This is a genomic window from Pedobacter sp. AC464, assembly GCF_979253075.1.
The window spans coordinates 1,327,905-1,343,819 of sequence record NZ_CEEDBV010000002.1; the positions used below are offsets into that span (position 1 = coordinate 1,327,905).

Annotated in this window: 15 protein-coding genes; 9 read left to right on the forward strand and 6 right to left on the reverse strand. The window is 40.4% G+C overall.

What is annotated here, in order from left to right:
* The first annotated feature begins 2 nt into the window (after positions 1–2).
* Both AC0IWT_RS16640 and thiL read left to right on the forward strand, forming a co-directional pair.
* On the forward strand, positions 3–1,238 hold the full coding sequence (locus AC0IWT_RS16640; RefSeq protein WP_471797999.1) for a dicarboxylate/amino acid:cation symporter: 1,236 nt from the start codon (positions 3–5) through the stop codon (positions 1,236–1,238).
* 88 nt (positions 1,239–1,326) lie between these two features.
* A complete protein-coding gene (gene thiL / locus AC0IWT_RS16645) occupies positions 1,327–2,367 on the forward strand; it encodes a thiamine-phosphate kinase (protein WP_471798000.1) in 1,041 nt (346 codons plus the stop codon).
* A gap of 44 nt (positions 2,368–2,411) precedes the next feature.
* Here thiL and AC0IWT_RS16650 read toward each other — a convergent pair whose 3' ends face one another.
* Positions 2,412–3,782 (reverse strand): DNA recombination protein RmuC, encoded by a 1,371-nt coding sequence (locus tag AC0IWT_RS16650; protein ID WP_471798001.1) that lies wholly within the window; start codon positions 3,780–3,782, stop codon positions 2,412–2,414.
* 144 nt (positions 3,783–3,926) lie between these two features.
* Between AC0IWT_RS16650 and purU the strand changes: the two genes are divergently transcribed.
* Positions 3,927–4,766: a formyltetrahydrofolate deformylase gene (gene purU / locus AC0IWT_RS16655; protein ID WP_471798002.1), complete on the forward strand. Its 840-nt coding sequence runs from the start codon at positions 3,927–3,929 to the stop codon at positions 4,764–4,766.
* A 12-nt stretch (positions 4,767–4,778) separates the two neighbouring features.
* Here purU and AC0IWT_RS16660 read toward each other — a convergent pair whose 3' ends face one another.
* Entirely contained in the window at positions 4,779–5,912 is a 1,134-nt protein-coding gene (locus AC0IWT_RS16660; RefSeq protein WP_471798003.1) for an NAD(P)/FAD-dependent oxidoreductase, read from the reverse strand.
* Between the two features lie 86 nt (positions 5,913–5,998).
* On the opposite strand from AC0IWT_RS16660, the gene AC0IWT_RS16665 reads away from it, so the two are divergent.
* On the forward strand, positions 5,999–6,694 hold the full coding sequence (locus AC0IWT_RS16665; RefSeq protein WP_471798004.1) for a zinc metallopeptidase: 696 nt from the start codon (positions 5,999–6,001) through the stop codon (positions 6,692–6,694).
* A 796-nt stretch (positions 6,695–7,490) separates the two neighbouring features.
* On the opposite strand, the gene apaG is transcribed toward AC0IWT_RS16665, so the two are convergent.
* Both apaG and dusB read right to left on the reverse strand, forming a co-directional pair.
* Positions 7,491–7,877, reverse strand: coding sequence for a Co2+/Mg2+ efflux protein ApaG (apaG, locus tag AC0IWT_RS16670; RefSeq protein WP_056869188.1), 387 nt, complete (start codon positions 7,875–7,877; stop codon positions 7,491–7,493).
* A 36-nt stretch (positions 7,878–7,913) separates the two neighbouring features.
* Positions 7,914–8,921 (reverse strand): tRNA dihydrouridine synthase DusB, encoded by a 1,008-nt coding sequence (gene dusB / locus AC0IWT_RS16675; protein ID WP_471798005.1) that lies wholly within the window; start codon positions 8,919–8,921, stop codon positions 7,914–7,916.
* A gap of 43 nt (positions 8,922–8,964) precedes the next feature.
* On the opposite strand from dusB, the gene AC0IWT_RS16680 reads away from it, so the two are divergent.
* The 4 genes from AC0IWT_RS16680 to AC0IWT_RS16695 all read left to right on the forward strand — a co-directional run bounded on the left by AC0IWT_RS16680 (position 8,965) and on the right by AC0IWT_RS16695 (position 13,767).
* Complete coding sequence (locus AC0IWT_RS16680; protein ID WP_471798006.1) at positions 8,965–9,891, forward strand: lysostaphin resistance A-like protein; 927 nt, start codon at positions 8,965–8,967, stop codon at positions 9,889–9,891.
* Positions 9,857–10,078 carry a putative signal transducing protein gene (locus tag AC0IWT_RS16685; RefSeq protein WP_082491279.1) on the forward strand — a complete coding sequence of 74 codons (222 nt, stop codon included), beginning with the start codon at positions 9,857–9,859 and terminating at the stop codon, positions 10,076–10,078. The genes AC0IWT_RS16680 and AC0IWT_RS16685 overlap by 35 nt, the downstream gene beginning before the upstream one ends.
* A gap of 48 nt (positions 10,079–10,126) precedes the next feature.
* Complete coding sequence (locus tag AC0IWT_RS16690) at positions 10,127–10,936, forward strand: phosphatidate cytidylyltransferase (RefSeq protein ID WP_471798007.1); 810 nt, start codon at positions 10,127–10,129, stop codon at positions 10,934–10,936.
* A gap of 125 nt (positions 10,937–11,061) precedes the next feature.
* Positions 11,062–13,767 (forward strand): M14 family metallopeptidase, encoded by a 2,706-nt coding sequence (locus AC0IWT_RS16695; protein WP_471798008.1) that lies wholly within the window; start codon positions 11,062–11,064, stop codon positions 13,765–13,767.
* Between the two features lie 65 nt (positions 13,768–13,832).
* Here AC0IWT_RS16695 and AC0IWT_RS16700 read toward each other — a convergent pair whose 3' ends face one another.
* Positions 13,833–14,480, reverse strand: coding sequence for a hypothetical protein (locus tag AC0IWT_RS16700; protein WP_235528475.1), 648 nt, complete (start codon positions 14,478–14,480; stop codon positions 13,833–13,835).
* A gap of 118 nt (positions 14,481–14,598) precedes the next feature.
* Between AC0IWT_RS16700 and AC0IWT_RS16705 the strand changes: the two genes are divergently transcribed.
* Complete coding sequence (locus AC0IWT_RS16705; RefSeq protein WP_471798009.1) at positions 14,599–15,318, forward strand: DsbA family oxidoreductase; 720 nt, start codon at positions 14,599–14,601, stop codon at positions 15,316–15,318.
* Positions 15,319–15,698: 380 nt separating this feature from the next.
* On the opposite strand, the gene AC0IWT_RS16710 is transcribed toward AC0IWT_RS16705, so the two are convergent.
* Positions 15,699–15,914, reverse strand: a complete 216-nt coding sequence (locus AC0IWT_RS16710) for a DUF3820 family protein (protein WP_056086366.1) — start codon at positions 15,912–15,914, stop codon at positions 15,699–15,701.
* Position 15,915 lies beyond the last annotated feature (1 nt).

Genomic DNA, 15,915 nt, shown 5'->3' on the forward strand with positions numbered 1-15,915 from the left:
TAATGAAAGCAAACAACATTTTAAAAAACTACGCTGGCTTATTATGGCTTTTAGCAGGAATAACTGCCGGAAGCATAGTCGGTTTAATTTTTGGAAAAAGTGTTGAAAGTATCAAGCCGCTTGGCGACATATTCCTAAACCTGTTGTTTACAGCGGTAATTCCACTGGTATTTTTCGCTGTTTCATCGGCCATTGCGAATATAGACAGAAGCAAAAAATTAGGAAAGTTATTAACTGTAATGGTGTTGGTTTTTTTGTCGACCATCTTAATCTCAGCACTTTTAACGCTTTTTGCAACCTGGATTTTTCCAATTCACCAGCAATTAGGCGGCAGTACAATACCTTTGGAAAAAGAAAAAATGCTATCATTTGGCGAACAAATGACGCAACTTTTAACCGTTGGCGAATTTTTCGAAATTGGAAGCAGGAAAAATATGCTGGCACTGATTATCTTTTCGGTATTGGTTGGTTTTTCTACACTATATGCCGGAAAAGATGGTGATGGTTTCAAAAATTTTCTGGTTTCGGGAAATGAGGTGATGAAGAAGCTAATCATCCTGATTATGAAGCTTGGACCAATCGGTTTAGGTGCTTATTTTGCTTATCAGGTTGGTGTCTTTGGTCCGCAGTTATTTGGTACTTATGCAAAAGCACTCGGTTTATACTATGGCGTTGGGGCTTTTTATTTTATTGTTTTTTTTACGCTTTATGCTTTTGTAGCCGGGGGCTTTAAAGCCATAAAAGTATTTTGGAAGCATAATATTGTTCCCGCCTTAACTTCCATCGGCACTTGTAGCAGCATAGCAACAATACCTGCAAATTTAGAAGGAACATCAAAAATGGGTGTACCTGCTTACATTGCAAATGTTACCATTCCTTTGGGTTCAACACTACATAAAGATGGTTCGAGCATCAGTTCAATTGTAAAAATAGCGGTTGTTTTTGCAATTTTTGGTAAGGATCTGGTACATGTCGACACGATAATTTTAGCTTTAGGTATTACCGTTTTGGTTAGTATTGTGGAGGGTGGAATACCAAACGGAGGTTATATTGGCGAACTGTTAATGATTTCTGCTTACCAGTTACCGCCAGAAGCCTTACCACCAGCAATGATTATTGGCACTTTGGTAGACCCAATGGCCACCTTGTTGAATGCGACCGGAGATAACGTTGCAGCAATGTTGATTGCAAGATTTACAGAAGGTAAAAACTGGATGGAGCAAAAGGAAATTTTGTAAATTCTTTTGATATATTTTCTAAAAAATCGGGGGCTTCGCCCCTTTTATTAATAGTATTTGAAATTAAATGCCTGTAATAGGTTAAGATATGTTTGAAAATAAAGAGCGCACAGATATAAACGAACTAGGGGAATTTGGCTTAATAAAACACCTAACCTCTAACTTTAGAATTAGGAATGATTATTCGGTAAAAGGCGTTGGCGACGACGCCGCAGTTTTGGATGCAAAAGGAAAACAGACTTTAGTTTCAACGGATTTACTTTTAGAAGGAATTCATTTCGATTTAGCTTATGTGCCTTTGATGCATTTGGGTTACAAAGCTGTGCAGGTTAATTTGAGCGATATTTATGCGATGAATGGTACTGCAAGTCAGATTACTGTTTCCCTGGGTTTATCCAGTAAGTTTCCACTCGAAGCGGTTGAAGAAATTTACAAAGGAATTGAACTGGCTTGTAATAAGTTCAATATTGATTTAATTGGCGGCGATACATCATCGAGTAAACAAGGCTTGGTAATTAGCATTACGAGCATAGGTTATGCGGATGCTGATAAAGTGACTTACAGAAATGGCGCTCAGGAGCATGATTTGCTTTGTGTTTCAGGAGATTTGGGCGGCGCTTACGTCGGACTTCAAATTTTGGAGCGGGAGAAATTGATTTACCTGGAAAATCCACAAATTCAACCAGATTTAGAAGGGAAAGATTACATTATAGAACGCCAGTTAAAGCCCGAAGCAAGAATGGATATTGTTGCGCTTTTAGAAGAAATGAACATTAAGCCAACGTCTATGATCGACGTTTCTGATGGTTTAGCTTCAGAAATTTTGCATTTGGCCGAACAGTCTGATAAAGGGATTACGATTTACGAAGAGAAAATTCCCTTAGATCCGATGACATATGAAACAGCCCGCGAACTCGGCATCGACCCTACAGTTTGTGCCTTAAGTGGTGGCGAAGATTATGAATTGTTGTTTACTATCAGTCAGGAAGATTATAAAAAGCTTAAACACGATGTTGACATTACAGTTATTGGACATGTTACGGACAAAAACTCAGGCTGCAAAATGGTTTCAAAATCGAATAACGTGCACGAGTTGAAAGCACAGGGATGGAACGCATTTAACAAATAATCATAATAATCTTCATCGCTTCGTTGCATTAGCAAACGAAGCGATTACTCATCCTCCAGATATTTAATATCGATCTGCTTGGTCGTTTTTGCACCGAGCTTTTTGATTTTTTCGGATGTGTTAGTCAGGTTTCCTGAACCTGAAGAAAGTTTGTTGACTGCTTTATCATAAGCATCCTGTCCATTTTTTAAATGCTTTCCGATGTTTTCCATATCAGTAACAAATCCAACGAATTTATCATACATGCTACCGCTCAAACGGGCAATTTCCATTACATTTCTGTTTTGTCTTTCCTGTTTCCACATGCTGGCAATGGTGCGTAGAGTTGCCAGCAAAGTTGATGGACTAACGATTACCACCCGCCTATCCCAGGCAAAATTGAAAAGTTCCGCATCTTTTTGAACCGCAACACTAAATGAAGATTCAATCGGCACAAAAAGCAAGACAAAATCCGGAGAATTTATTTTATACAAATCCTGGTAGTTTTTTGATGACAACTCCTGGATGTGGTTTTTAATAGAGGCTAAATGCGCCTTTACAAAGCCCTCACGCTCTTCATCTGTTTCTGCAGATATCGAGCGCTCGTAGGCAAGCAAACTCACCTTAGCATCAACAACAAGGTGCTTATCATCGGGCAAATCTATAACCACATCGGGTTGGAACCGACCGCCTTCGGCGGATGAATGCGAGGCCTGAATGCGGTATTCCTGATCTTTGACCAAACCTGATCGTTCTAAAACCTTCTCCAAAATTATTTCGCCCCAGTTTCCCTGTTTCTTACTGTCGCCTTTCAGGGCTTTCGTTAAGTTGTTAGCATCTTCCTGAATCATTTTGCTCTGAACCTGAAGTTCAGAAATTACCCCTTTTAAAATGTTACGCTCATCCGATTCTGCCTTATAAACCTTTTCTACTTTCTCTTCAAAAGCTTTAATGTTTTCTTTCAGTGGATTTAAGATCAAATCTAAATTTGTTCTGTTTTGCTCTACAAATCGTGTCGATTTCTCTTCAAGAATTTTGTTGGCAATCAACTCAAAATCCTTATTTAATTTCTCCTGCGATTGCTCATAGCTTTGCTTCTGCTCTGCTAATTTTTCTTTCTCTGCAAGGTAAAAAGACCGCGTGCCTTCCAGCTCCCGGTTTGCGTCAGCCAGCCGGTCGCGTTCTCCCTGCAATTCGTCAATTAAGCGCTGTTGCTCTTGTTTCAGAAGTGCCGTAATATGTTCTTTCTCCGATATCAAATTTAGAACCCGTTCATCGGCTTTGGCTAAGCTTATTTTTAAAGATTCATTTTCAGCTTTTATATTTTCAAATTCTTCGATAGAGAACAACGCAACGGCAGCTTGTGGCTTTTTAAAAAAAAGCAGTACCAAAACAATTAAAATAACAACTAACAAAGCAACAGCCGCGGTTTCCATAATGATAAAAATTTTAGTAAAAATCGAGATTTAAAACTGCTTTACCAAAATATTTTGCTTTTCTGGTCGGGCATGTACCGGTACTTATCAGAAAATCTGATAATCTGTGATTTACTTTCATTATCATTGATTTTCGAAATACAGATGAACGAATTAACGATACTCATTTCTTGTCAGGATAAAGTTGGCCTGGTTACTGATATTACACGTGTTTTGGCTGAACACAATTTAAATATTGTTGCGATGCGGGAGTTTGTAGATGAAACAAAAAAGGCATTCTTTACGCGTATTGCCTGCACGGGGATTTTAAACGAAACCGATAAACTTCAGACAAAACTTCTCGAAAATTTACCTGCCGATGCAGTGGTAAACCTCGCTACGCAAGCTGGAAAACGAATAGCTGTTCTGGTTACTAAAGAATACCATTGCCTTGCAGAAATTTTAGTAAAAAATCAGTTCGAAACCCTTGGCGCTGATGTTAGATGTGTGATTGGCAATTACGAAACACTACAAAATTTTACAGAAAAGATGGGCATACCTTATTTTTGTGTGAGCCATGCCGATAAAGATAAGCATGAATTTGAAGCAGAGCTGAAAGATATTATCAATAGACATGAGGTGGATTACATTGTTCTGGCCAAATTTATGCGCATCCTTTCAGCTGATTTCGTAAAGGATTACTCAGGAAAAATCGTAAACATTCATCATTCATTTTTACCTGCATTTATTGGAGCGAACCCCTACAGGCAGGCTTTTGAACGTGGTGTAAAAATTATTGGCGCAACGGCTCATTTCGTAACGGATAACTTAGATGAAGGGCCAATTATAACTCAGCATACCACACATGTCGATCATAATTTTGGGGTTAAGGAAATGGTTAGGGCCGGAAAAGAAATAGAGAAAAAAGTATTGCTGGAAGCGCTTGCGTTGATTTTTGAAGACCGTGTTTTTGTAAGCGGCAATAAAACGGTTGTTTTTAAGTAAGATAGATCTTAATCATAAACTTTTTAAAACCAATTCTGCTACGTCTTCGCCGGTTTGGCTGCCCATCGCAACACCCATGCCGTTACACCTAACGGCACAGTAAACTTTCGGGCGAGCCTCTTTTACAATCGGTTCCAATTCATTTCCAAAAGCCATAATTCCACTCCAACGCTGGTCGATTTCGAAATCAGTTTCAGGAAGTATAACTTCGCTCAAAAGTCTTTCTAAAGCATTCTGAACGGTCGCTGTTAAACCGAAAGCTACAGTCTCTTCCCCTTTAAAATCCAGATTTCTACCACCACCTAATAAAACTCTGTTATTAATATTTCGGAAATAATAGTAGCCTTTATCGTAATGGAAACTACCTTCTATTTTAAGCTTTTTAATTGGTTTTGTAATTAACACTTGTCCGCGGCCAGGTTTAACATCCAAACCGGCAATTAGCTTGTTTACGAAAGCATTTGTTGTTATAATAACGCTTTTAGCGCTAAATGAGCCGTTTTTGCTTTTTATAATTAACTTCTTTCCTTCCAGAATTTCCTCAACATCGCAGTTATTAAAAACCATACAACCTAGGTGCTGTGCGTATTGTATCAGCGCAAGCATCATTTTTCCGGTATCTATTTGTGCCTCATGCCGGTTTGCTATCAAACCCGTTATCCCTTTGAAACCAGATTTTAAAATTTTGTTGTCATCAATGCAGAAATTGTATGAACCTGTAACAAACTTCAGCAGCTGGTTATAATGTTCAATTTTCGCTACACAAGTTTCGTAAAGCGGAATGTCATTGCTTTTAAATAATTCGTATCCACCCAGTTGTTGATAATCCATCGCTTTATCGCCCAGTATGGCTCTTAATTTCAGTAAGCCTTTCCAACGCTTTTCAACCAATGCCGCCAGCTTTTCCGAACCACTTGTACGCTCTTGTTCCATCAGTTCAGAAATGCTTCCAAAACAGGCGAAACCTGCATTTTTGGTGCTTGCGCCAGCCGGTAAAAAGCCCCTTTCCAATATGGCTACTTTTAAACCTGGCGCCGTTTTTTTCAGGTGAATAGCGGCACTTAAACCAACAATTCCGCTCCCGACAATGATTGTGTCGAAATCAAAAAAAGAGGTTGTTTCCCAGTAAGATAGTTGCTTGGCCATGCATTAAAAATATAACAAATATGTTGGTTTTTAATATAGGATCGCTTTTTGATATACCGTTAAACGAAAAACATACACAAAAGAAAATGGGAGTTTATTTAATTTTAATCATCCCGGTATTATTGCTGAGCATGTTTGTACAATGGCGCTTTAGGAATAAATTTTCTAAATACGCAGAAATGCAATTAAGCTCGGGCTTATCGGGTAAGGAAGTGGCAGAACGAATGCTGCATGATAACGGCATATTCGATGTGAAGGTGATGAGTACCGAAGGGCAACTTACAGATCATTACAATCCGACAGATAGAACCGTAAATTTAAGTACAGATGTATATTATAGCCGAAGTGTAGCTGCGGCAGCCGTGGCAGCACATGAGTGTGGTCATGCTGTTCAGCATGCAAAATCCTATAGCTGGCTAAATTTAAGGAGTACGATGGTTCCGGTGGTAAGCATTTCTTCAAATTTGCTGCAATGGGTTTTGTTAATTGGCGTAATGTTGCTAATTGTTAACGTAACGCCAATTGTGTTAGCAATCGGTGTTGTAGGCCTGGCCCTGGTAACGGTGTTTAGCATTGTTACTTTACCGGTAGAATTCGACGCCAGCAACAGAGCATTGGCATGGTTAAAAAACAACCAGGGCGTAATGCAAACGCAGGAAGAAAATACTCAGGCTAAAGATGCATTGTGGTGGGCCGCTATGACCTATGTTGTCGCAGCCGTAGGTGCATTGGCAAACTTACTTTATTACGCATCTATGCTTTTCGGACGTAGCCGTGACTAAGATATTTTCATCTACTTATGAAAGACAATTAGCGGTTCGGGATTAATTTCTCGGCCGCTTTTGGTTTTAAATAAGTTTTGATTTACCTTGTCGAGGCGAACCAAACTTTGTGATTCTAAGCGTGAGAAATTTTATTTTTTTGAAGCGCTAGAGCAGTGATTCTTCGCTTTAGTTCTGTCCCGCCAATACTGCAATCTTTTGGTGATAGTTTCCCGGATTATGAAAGTACCAGCAACCAAAAGGATTTCCGTTTATGTCGGGGCTATTTAACAAAGTATTGCTTAGCCTGCGCAATTTTTAACTATATCTTTGAAAGCAACGTAATGTTGAGGAAACCAAACTTTGTTTCTAAACCCGATAGAGCCAGGTAGCCCGCAGCGAGGTACGAGCAAGGCTACAGGCGATAGTGGGGCTACAAGCCGCCATGATCGCAGAACCTTTCATTTCCAAAAAATCTTTGTGCATTATCAATGCGAGAAATGATTTTTTGAAGCGCAAAGCCTGTAATTCTTCGCTTGGTTCTGTCCCGCCAATACTGCAATCTTTTGGCGATAGTTTGCAGGATTATGAAAGTACCAGCAACCAAAAGGATTTCCGTTTATGTCGGGGCTATTAACAAAGTATTGCTAAGTGAACAGAAGAGGGTCTGTAAAAACAGAGCCTCAATTTCCAAAAAACTGTCTGAATTATAATTTAAAACGAGAATTAATTTTTCTTACACAAGCAAATCAACCATCAATACAGATTTGAAAGCGCAGGCATAGAATTAGTTTCGATTATGGAAGGCTGAAGAGTGTTAATTTAATTTATAGGGCGCTACGAGCTGAAATTCGGGTATATCAACTTCGAATTCGGCATCATCTACCAGGCGGGTCATCAGGTATTTACCTTGCATGCTGCCCATATCGGTTTTTAAGTTGCAACCTGAAACGTAAACATGGCTTTCACCAGGCTCTATTACCGGCTGCAGGCCAACAACGCCCTCGCCTTCAACTTCCCTGCGGCTGCTGTTTGAGTCGAAAATAAACCACTGACGGCGCATTAATTGCACCGGATAATCAGATAAATTGGAAATTTCTACGCGGTAGGCGAACATAAAATGTTCGTTAGCAGGATTTGAATATTCCGGCTGATAAATAGTTTCTACTGAAACTTTAACCCCATCTGTAATTGCTGTAACCATGATGATTTAACGAATGTACAAAAAGCAATTCAAAAATCAAGCCATTTGGCTGGCCGGATCGTAGTTGGCAAATTTTTCTGCCACTTCGTCTAAAATGCTGTAAATGTTGCTGATATCACCCTCCGAAACCAGGCGCATACGGTAAGGCTTGAAGTCAGGTAAGCCCTTGAAATAATTTGCATAATGGCGGCGCATTTCAAATACACCGGTTTTTGGGCCTTTCCACTCAATTGATTTTTCGAGGTGGGTTCTGCAAACCGTAATCCGCTCGTCGATAGTTGGGCCGGCGAGGTGTTCGCCTGTTTTAAAGAAGTGCTTAATTTCCCGGAAAATCCATGGATAGCCAATCGCAGCACGGCCAATCATAATTCCATCCACCTCATATTCCATCCGCCAGTCTGCTGCTTTTTCAGGACTATCGACATCACCGTTTCCAAAAATTGGAATTTTTATTCTGGGGTTGCGTTTAATTTCACGAATCAGCGACCAATCTGCCTGGCCTTTATAAAGCTGAGCCCTTGTTCTGCCGTGAATGGTTAAGGCCTGGATGCCAACATCCTGAAGCCGCTCGGCAACCTCATAAACATTTTTTGTATTGTCGTCCCAACCGAGGCGGGTTTTAACCGTTACCGGTAAATGCGATGCCTTTACTACAGCATCTGTCATTTTAACCATCTTATCAATATCCTGGAGCAAGCTCGAGCCCGCCCCTTTACAAACTACATTTTTTACCGGGCAGCCGTAATTAATATCAACCAAATCCGGACCTGCAGCCGATGCAATTTCTGATGCTTCACGCATGTGTTCAATATCGCCACCAAAAATCTGAATGCCGATAGGCCGTTCGTATTCGAAAATGTCGAGTTTTTGAAGGCTCTTTGCGGCATCACGAATCAATCCTTCTGATGAAATAAATTCGGTGTACATCATGTCTGCGCCATTTTGCTTACAAACAAAACGAAACGGCGGGTCGCTAACATCCTCCATCGGAGCCAGCAATAACGGGAACTCACCTAAATCTATATTTCCTATCTTAACAGACATTTTCTATCTTCATCGATTAATAAAACATACAAAGGTACAAATAATGAATGTTGTAACGCCAAATCAGGAAGAAATGAATCCTTTCCTGCAATTACTTTTACTTTTATTTTACGCAATAGTTGGCGCAATTTTATTCACAATTATCTCATGCTTAATCATTTTGGCTATTTATGGCCTTGGCATAGTTAAAGATATTAGTTTAATTACCGCAGGAGATCCAAGATTTACTGACGCACTTAAAATACTTCAGATTGGCACCTCGATAGGGATGTTTGTTGCTCCGCCGTTAGCGCTTGCCTATACAAATAGAAAGAAACCTTCAAATTTTTATGCTTTCGGGAAGCCCAAGGCCGTATTATTAATTTTGGTGCTTATTATCATGATTGCTTCGATGCCGTTTATGGAATGGGTTGCGGTTACCAATCAGAAAATGGTTTTGCCATCGGGTTTAAAGTGGCTGGAAGATTGGATGAAGGAGAGCGAAGAAGCGACAATGAAGATGACCATCCAACTTTTAACCATGCGGAATAACTGGGATTTTATCGTAAACCTGGTTATGATAGCGGTTTTACCGGCCATTGGTGAGGAACTGATGTTTCGTGGTGGCGTACAAAGGTCGTTAACTAAGGCCTTTAATAACCCGCATGCAGCAATTTGGTTATCAGCCATAATTTTTAGCGCCATCCATATGCAGTTTTATGGTTTTGTGCCCAGGCTGCTGCTTGGCGCCGGATTTGGTTATTTATATTATTTTAGCGGAAGCATTTGGTACGCCATGTTGGGCCACTTTATAAATAATGGTTACGCAGTTTGTGTAGCTTTTTACATGCAGAAGCACAATATGCCACTTGATAAAGCAGAAGACCCGATTGGATTTCCATGGTACGGCTATTTAATTAGTGCAATATTAACCATAGCTTTGTTTAAACTTTTTAATGATACAGCACACCGTGAGCGAAAATTGGGTTAAAGTATACACAACAGGCGATGCATTTGCCGCCGAGGTTTTAAAGCAAGGTTTAATTGAAGAAGATATTCCTGCCGTTGTAATAAATAAGCAGTTATCGGCTTACAATTTTGGGGAAATTAATGTTTTGGTAAATAAAGCAGATTTCGATAAGGCCATTGAATATATTGTTAAAAATGAAATCGAATAGCACGGTAAATCCCAACTGTTTTACCCTTTCAATTTTTAGATTTTAACCATGAAAACCAGAGCAATAACTGCCTTCTTTTTTACCATTGTGATGTTGGGCTCCGTGTTTTTAGGAAGCTATGTTTTCACGGCATTCTACCTTATTCTGAGCATTCTTTCGCTTTTCGAGTTTTATAAGCTGATAAAGAATTCGGGCATTCGGCCGCATAGAAATATTGGCTTGGCTGCGGGTTCGGTAATCTTTTTAATGGCTGCCGGTTTACATTACTTAAAATATGATGTTAAGTACCTTTTGCTTTGCATCCCATTGATTTTTTCGGTATTTATTACGGAGTTATACAAGAAGAACAAAATTCCTTTTGCCAACATATCTTACACTTTTGTGGGCTTTGTTTACGTAACCTTTCCCTTCTGCTTTTTCCATGCGCTGGGGTTTCTAAGGAATTGGAATGCTTACAATTTTCACTTTCCGCTGGCATTTTTACTAATGCTTTGGGCAAATGATACCGGAGCATACCTGTTTGGTGTAAGATATGGTAAGCGGAAATTATTTGAGCGGCATTCGCCCAAAAAGAGCTGGGAAGGTTTTTTTGGTGGCATGTTTACGAGCGCAATAGTTGCCTATGGCTTATCTTTCTTATTTAAAGAAACAACACCAACGGTATGGGTAGGCATGGCCATATTAATTGCATCTTTCGGTACGCTTGGCGATTTAGTGGAATCGATGCTAAAGCGCAGTTTAGACACAAAAGACAGCGGTGGTTTGCTTCCTGGTCATGGCGGTTTGCTCGATCGTTTCGATGGTTTGTTGCTTGCTGCTCCGGTTGTTTACGCTTATCTCTATTTAATTTTGTATTAATATTTCTTCGAAGATTGTGTGGGTTTGGCTTTAATTAAAACCTAACTGTAACAAATTTACAGCAAGCATATTAACCTCGGCTTTCTGTTATATATTTGGTATTAACCAACCAAACTTTCCCGAAAATGATAAAAAACTACTTTAAGAGGTTATGTTTTGCCTTTTTAATGTTGAGTTGTGCAACTGCTTTTGCACAGGAAGTTCCGACGCCAAAATCGCACTTCGGTTTCGACATCGGCGACGATTACCAGCTCGCAAACTACACACAAACAGAAGCTTATTTCAAAAAACTTTCAGAGACATCGAAACGCGTTAAACTTGTCGATATCGGGAAAACCGAAGAAGGCCGGAGCCAATACATGCTTATCGTTTCTTCGCCAGAAAACCTGAAAAAACTAGAAAGGTATAAAGAAATATCGCAGCAACTGGCGCACGCCGAACTCAGTACTGAGCAGGCCAAAGCTTTGGCGCAAGAAGGTAAAGCAGTAGTTTGGATAGATGGTGGCTTGCACGCAAATGAGGTTGTTGGCGCACATCAGTTAATTCAAACTGCGTACGAGTTTGCATCTAAAACTGATCCGGAAACGTTAAAGATTTTAGATAACGTGATTATCCTGTTCACGCATGCCAATCCTGACGGGCAGGAGCTGGTAAGCAACTGGTATATGAGGGATAAAGATCCGAAGAAAAGAACTTTGTCGGGCTTACCAAGACTTTACGAAAAATACGCTGGGCATGATAATAACCGCGATTTTTTTATGCTAAACCTCAAAGAAACGCAAAATATGGGCAGACAGCTTTTTGTAGAGTGGTTGCCCCAAATTATGTACAACCACCACCAGGCAGGCCCAGCCGGAACGGTAGTTGCAGGTCCGCCTTACCGAGACCCGTTTAACTATGTGTTTGACCCAACAATTTTAACAAGTTTAGATGCTGTTGGTGCCGCAATGCACAACAGAATGAACGTTGAAAATAAGCCTGGTTATACACAAAGAGGCGGCTCAGTTTATTCAACCTGGTATAATGGCGGGTTAAGAACGACAACATATTTCCACAATATGGTTGGTTTGTTAACGGAGATTATTGGCAGCCCTACACCTTCTGACATTCCACTTGTTCCGTCGAGGTTGTTGCCAAGCGGTGACTCGCCAAACCCAATTACACCTAGAAAGTGGTATTTTAAAAATTCGATAGACTACTCCGTTTCGTTAAATTATGCTGTTTTAGGTTATGCCCAGCGCTATCGCGATGAGTTGCTGTACAACATTTACCAAATGGGCAAAAACTCTATCGACAGAGGAAAAAAAGATACCTGGTCTTTTTCTCCTAAAAAAATCGATGCAATAAATGCTGCGGCCAAAACACCAGCTTCAACGGGTGCCGGCGAATCAGGTAGGGCCAGAGGTGTAATGAGCATGAAAGCCTTTGATACGGTGATGAAGGCGCCGTTAAATCGCGACGCCAGAGGTTATATTTTATCTGCAGATCAGCCCGATTTCAACTCAGCGATTAAATTTCTTAATGCTTTAATAAGAACAGGAATTTTGGTGCAAAAAGCAACCGCGGCCTTTACCGTTGCGGGCAAAGACTATCCGGCAGGAAGCTATGTGGTAAAAACCGATCAAGCTTTCAGGCCACACGTTTTGGATATGTTTGAACCACAAGACCACCCAAATGATTTTAAATATGAAGGTAGTGCTCCAATACCACCTTACGATGCGGCCGGTTGGACCCTAGCTTACATGATGGATGTGAAGTTTGATAGATTGCTTGATGATTTCTCGGGCCCTTTTCAGCGGGTTCCTTTCGGACAATTGTTAAAGCCGGAGAACAAGTTAAATGCAGGGCCGGGCTATGTGTTGGCTTCCGCACAAAACGACTCTTACACGGCAGTAAACGACTTGTTAAAGGCTAAAGTTGAGGTCTATCGCTCCGCAGAAAATGGAGACTTTTATGTTCCGGCTTCCGGCAACGCCAAAAATATTTTAGAAAAAGCAAATGTTAAGCTGAAATCTGCAAGTGCGCCAAAAAATAAAATTAAGGTTACTGCCGGAAGAATTGCCCTTTGGGATACTTATGGTGGCTCGATGGCTTCAGGCTGGGTACGCTGGATGATGGAGCAATATCACTACAATGCAACGGTAATTTATCCGCAAGATATAGACGCCGGAGATTTGAAATCGAAATACGATGTAATTGTATTTGTGGGTGGCGCTATACCGGCATTGCCTACTGCGGGCGCTACTGCACGGGGCGGAGGTGGTTTTGGTGCGCCAGGTGCGCAGGACATACCCGACGAGTTTAAAAAACAAACCGGAAGAATAACGCCTGACAGATCAATTCCTCAACTTAAAAAATTTCTTGAAGATGGCGGTAAGATCGTAGCAATTGGTTCAAGCACGAACTTGGCTTACCATTTACAGTTACCTGTTCGCAATGCGATGGTTGAAATTGTAAATGGAACAGAAAAAAGACTTCCTGATGAAAAATATTATGTTCCGGGGAGCGTGCTCAATGTAGAAGTTGATAATAAGCAGCAAGCAAACTGGGGCATGGAGCATGAAGCCGACGTTTATTTTGACAACAGCCCGGTTTTTAAATTAACGGGAGATGCCATTGCATCAGGGAAAATAAAACCGTTAATGTGGTTCAACTCTGCAACACCATTGCGAAGCGGATGGGCCTGGGGACAAGCATATTTACAAGATGGCGTAACAGCTTTTGAAGCCAATGTAGGCAAAGGAAAACTTTACGCTTTTGGTCCGGAGATTGCGTTTAGGGCACAGACGCATGGAACGTTTAAATTGATATTTAATCAGTTGTATAAATAGATTTTCTTGTAAATAAAAACGGCCGCTTCAATTGAAGCGGCCGTTTTTGTTAGACTTGTTTGGGTTTATTTTGAATAAGGAAAGTTTCTCGAAACCTTTCGCATCATGTGTTCAACCAAATCATCGGTAGATGTTGTGATGCTATCGTTCATCGTTTTAAAAAATCTCCAGAGTAAATCACCAGAAGTGCCGCTATTCAGCGTAAGTGTAAGCGTTCCGGTACCGGTTTTGCCGCCAAAACCGCCAAACAACACGGCTGATGCGATGGCTCCTGCTTCGGTTTTTGTTTGCTCCGTTTCAAAACTGCCGCCTAAAACCGCATCAACACCAAGAATTTTCGCAACTTCATCTTTCGTCATTTCATCTAATTTATCAGCAATACCAGCTTTTTTTAACAAGATATTTGTTTTATCTACATCCTGAAATTCTACCGTATAGTCGCCCGCTTTGCGGAGCAAAAATGTGTACATACTCGATTGGATGGATTTAGACATCGTTTTTTCCTGATCTCTATTTGCCTCTGCATTAAAGTTTTTTGGCATTTTCTTATAAGAAATCTTGGTAGCAAAAGGAAGAATTGCTACGAGCTTGTGAGTGGCTTTTTCCGATTTAAGTTTCGGGCTTTCAAAAATCTGCTTTGAACCTTCAAGCTGGGCTTTGGCTGCAAAAGAAGTCGCAACCACTAAGAGCGATAATAGAATTTTTTTCATCATTAAATAATTTGTTTAACCAAACATAAAGAATAAAAGCAAATCCTGAGCATCAAAACTAACTTTACAGTTTTTACTTTCTGTTTACGCGGCTCAATTCCGGATTGAGTAGTTTTACACAATGAAAGTAGAAGTCTGGTCGGATGTAATGTGTCCGTTTTGCTATATCGGGAAGCGTCATTTTGAAAAAGCGATGGATGCTTTACCGTTTAAAAACCAAATCGATGTTGAATGGAAAAGCTACCAGCTAAACCCGGAGTACCACAACACAAGCAATGAAACGATTTACGATTATCTTTCGAGAAGTAAAGGAATGCCGGTTGAACAGGCCAAACAGATGACAAAGCAGGTTTCTGACATGGCGGCTGATGCTGGTTTAACAATAAACTTCGATAAAAATATCCCCGCAAATACCTTTGATGCGCACCGGTTGATTCATTTGGCGGCGAAACACAATCTTCAGGATTTGGCCGAAGAAAAACTTTTTGAAGCACACTTTGTACGAGGCCTGAATATCGGTGAACATGCAGTATTGTTGCAACTGGCGCAAGAGATGGGATTAGACAGGGAAGAATCATCAGCGGTTTTACAGGGTGCGCAATTTGCCGAGGCTGTTCGATACGATGTTTACGAAAGCCAGAATTTGGGAATTCGCGGCGTTCCGTATTTCGTAATGGATAGAAAATACGGCGTTTCTGGCGCCCAGCCTGTTCAAGCATTTACCGATGCCCTGACCAAAAGCTTCGCCGAATGGAAATCTGCTCAGCCTAAAACAAATCTAACTTCACTAAATCAAAATGATGGTGCGAAATGTGATGAAAACGGCTGTGCGTTAGAATAATTCTCTTGGCTTACATCACTCATTTTCTAGATCTTCCTTCCGTGCACTCTAGGTTTCTTTGGCAACAATCAAACACCACGGGTAATGAAACAAAACAACTGAATAATTTCTCTGTCTTACTTCGCTCTGCTTCCGTGAATTCCGTGTTTCTGTGGCAATAATTAAACCAGGCAACAAAAAAAATTACTGTGAACTAAAACAATTTTTTTGTCTTATTTCACTCTGTTTTCTACACTATACTTCCATGAACTTCTTGATTATCAGGCAATAATAAAAAGCCATATTAACTAAACAACAAAACTGACAGCAAGAATATTCTCCAAAAATTTCAGTGTGCTCAGAAAAATTATTCTCCCAGCCGCAAAACTCCCCGCATTAAGTTATTTTCCCTTTAGTGGCGTCAAAAGGTATTCCAATCCATTAACCCGAATTTCAAACATAGTTGCCATTAAATCGCCCAGTTTGCCTTTTGGGAACCCCTTATCTTTATACCAAAGCAGATAACTTTCGGGAATATTGCAAATTAAATAACCTTTGTATTTGCCATATGGCATTTGCATTTTAACCAAATCAAGCAATAGTGTTGGGTCTAGCATT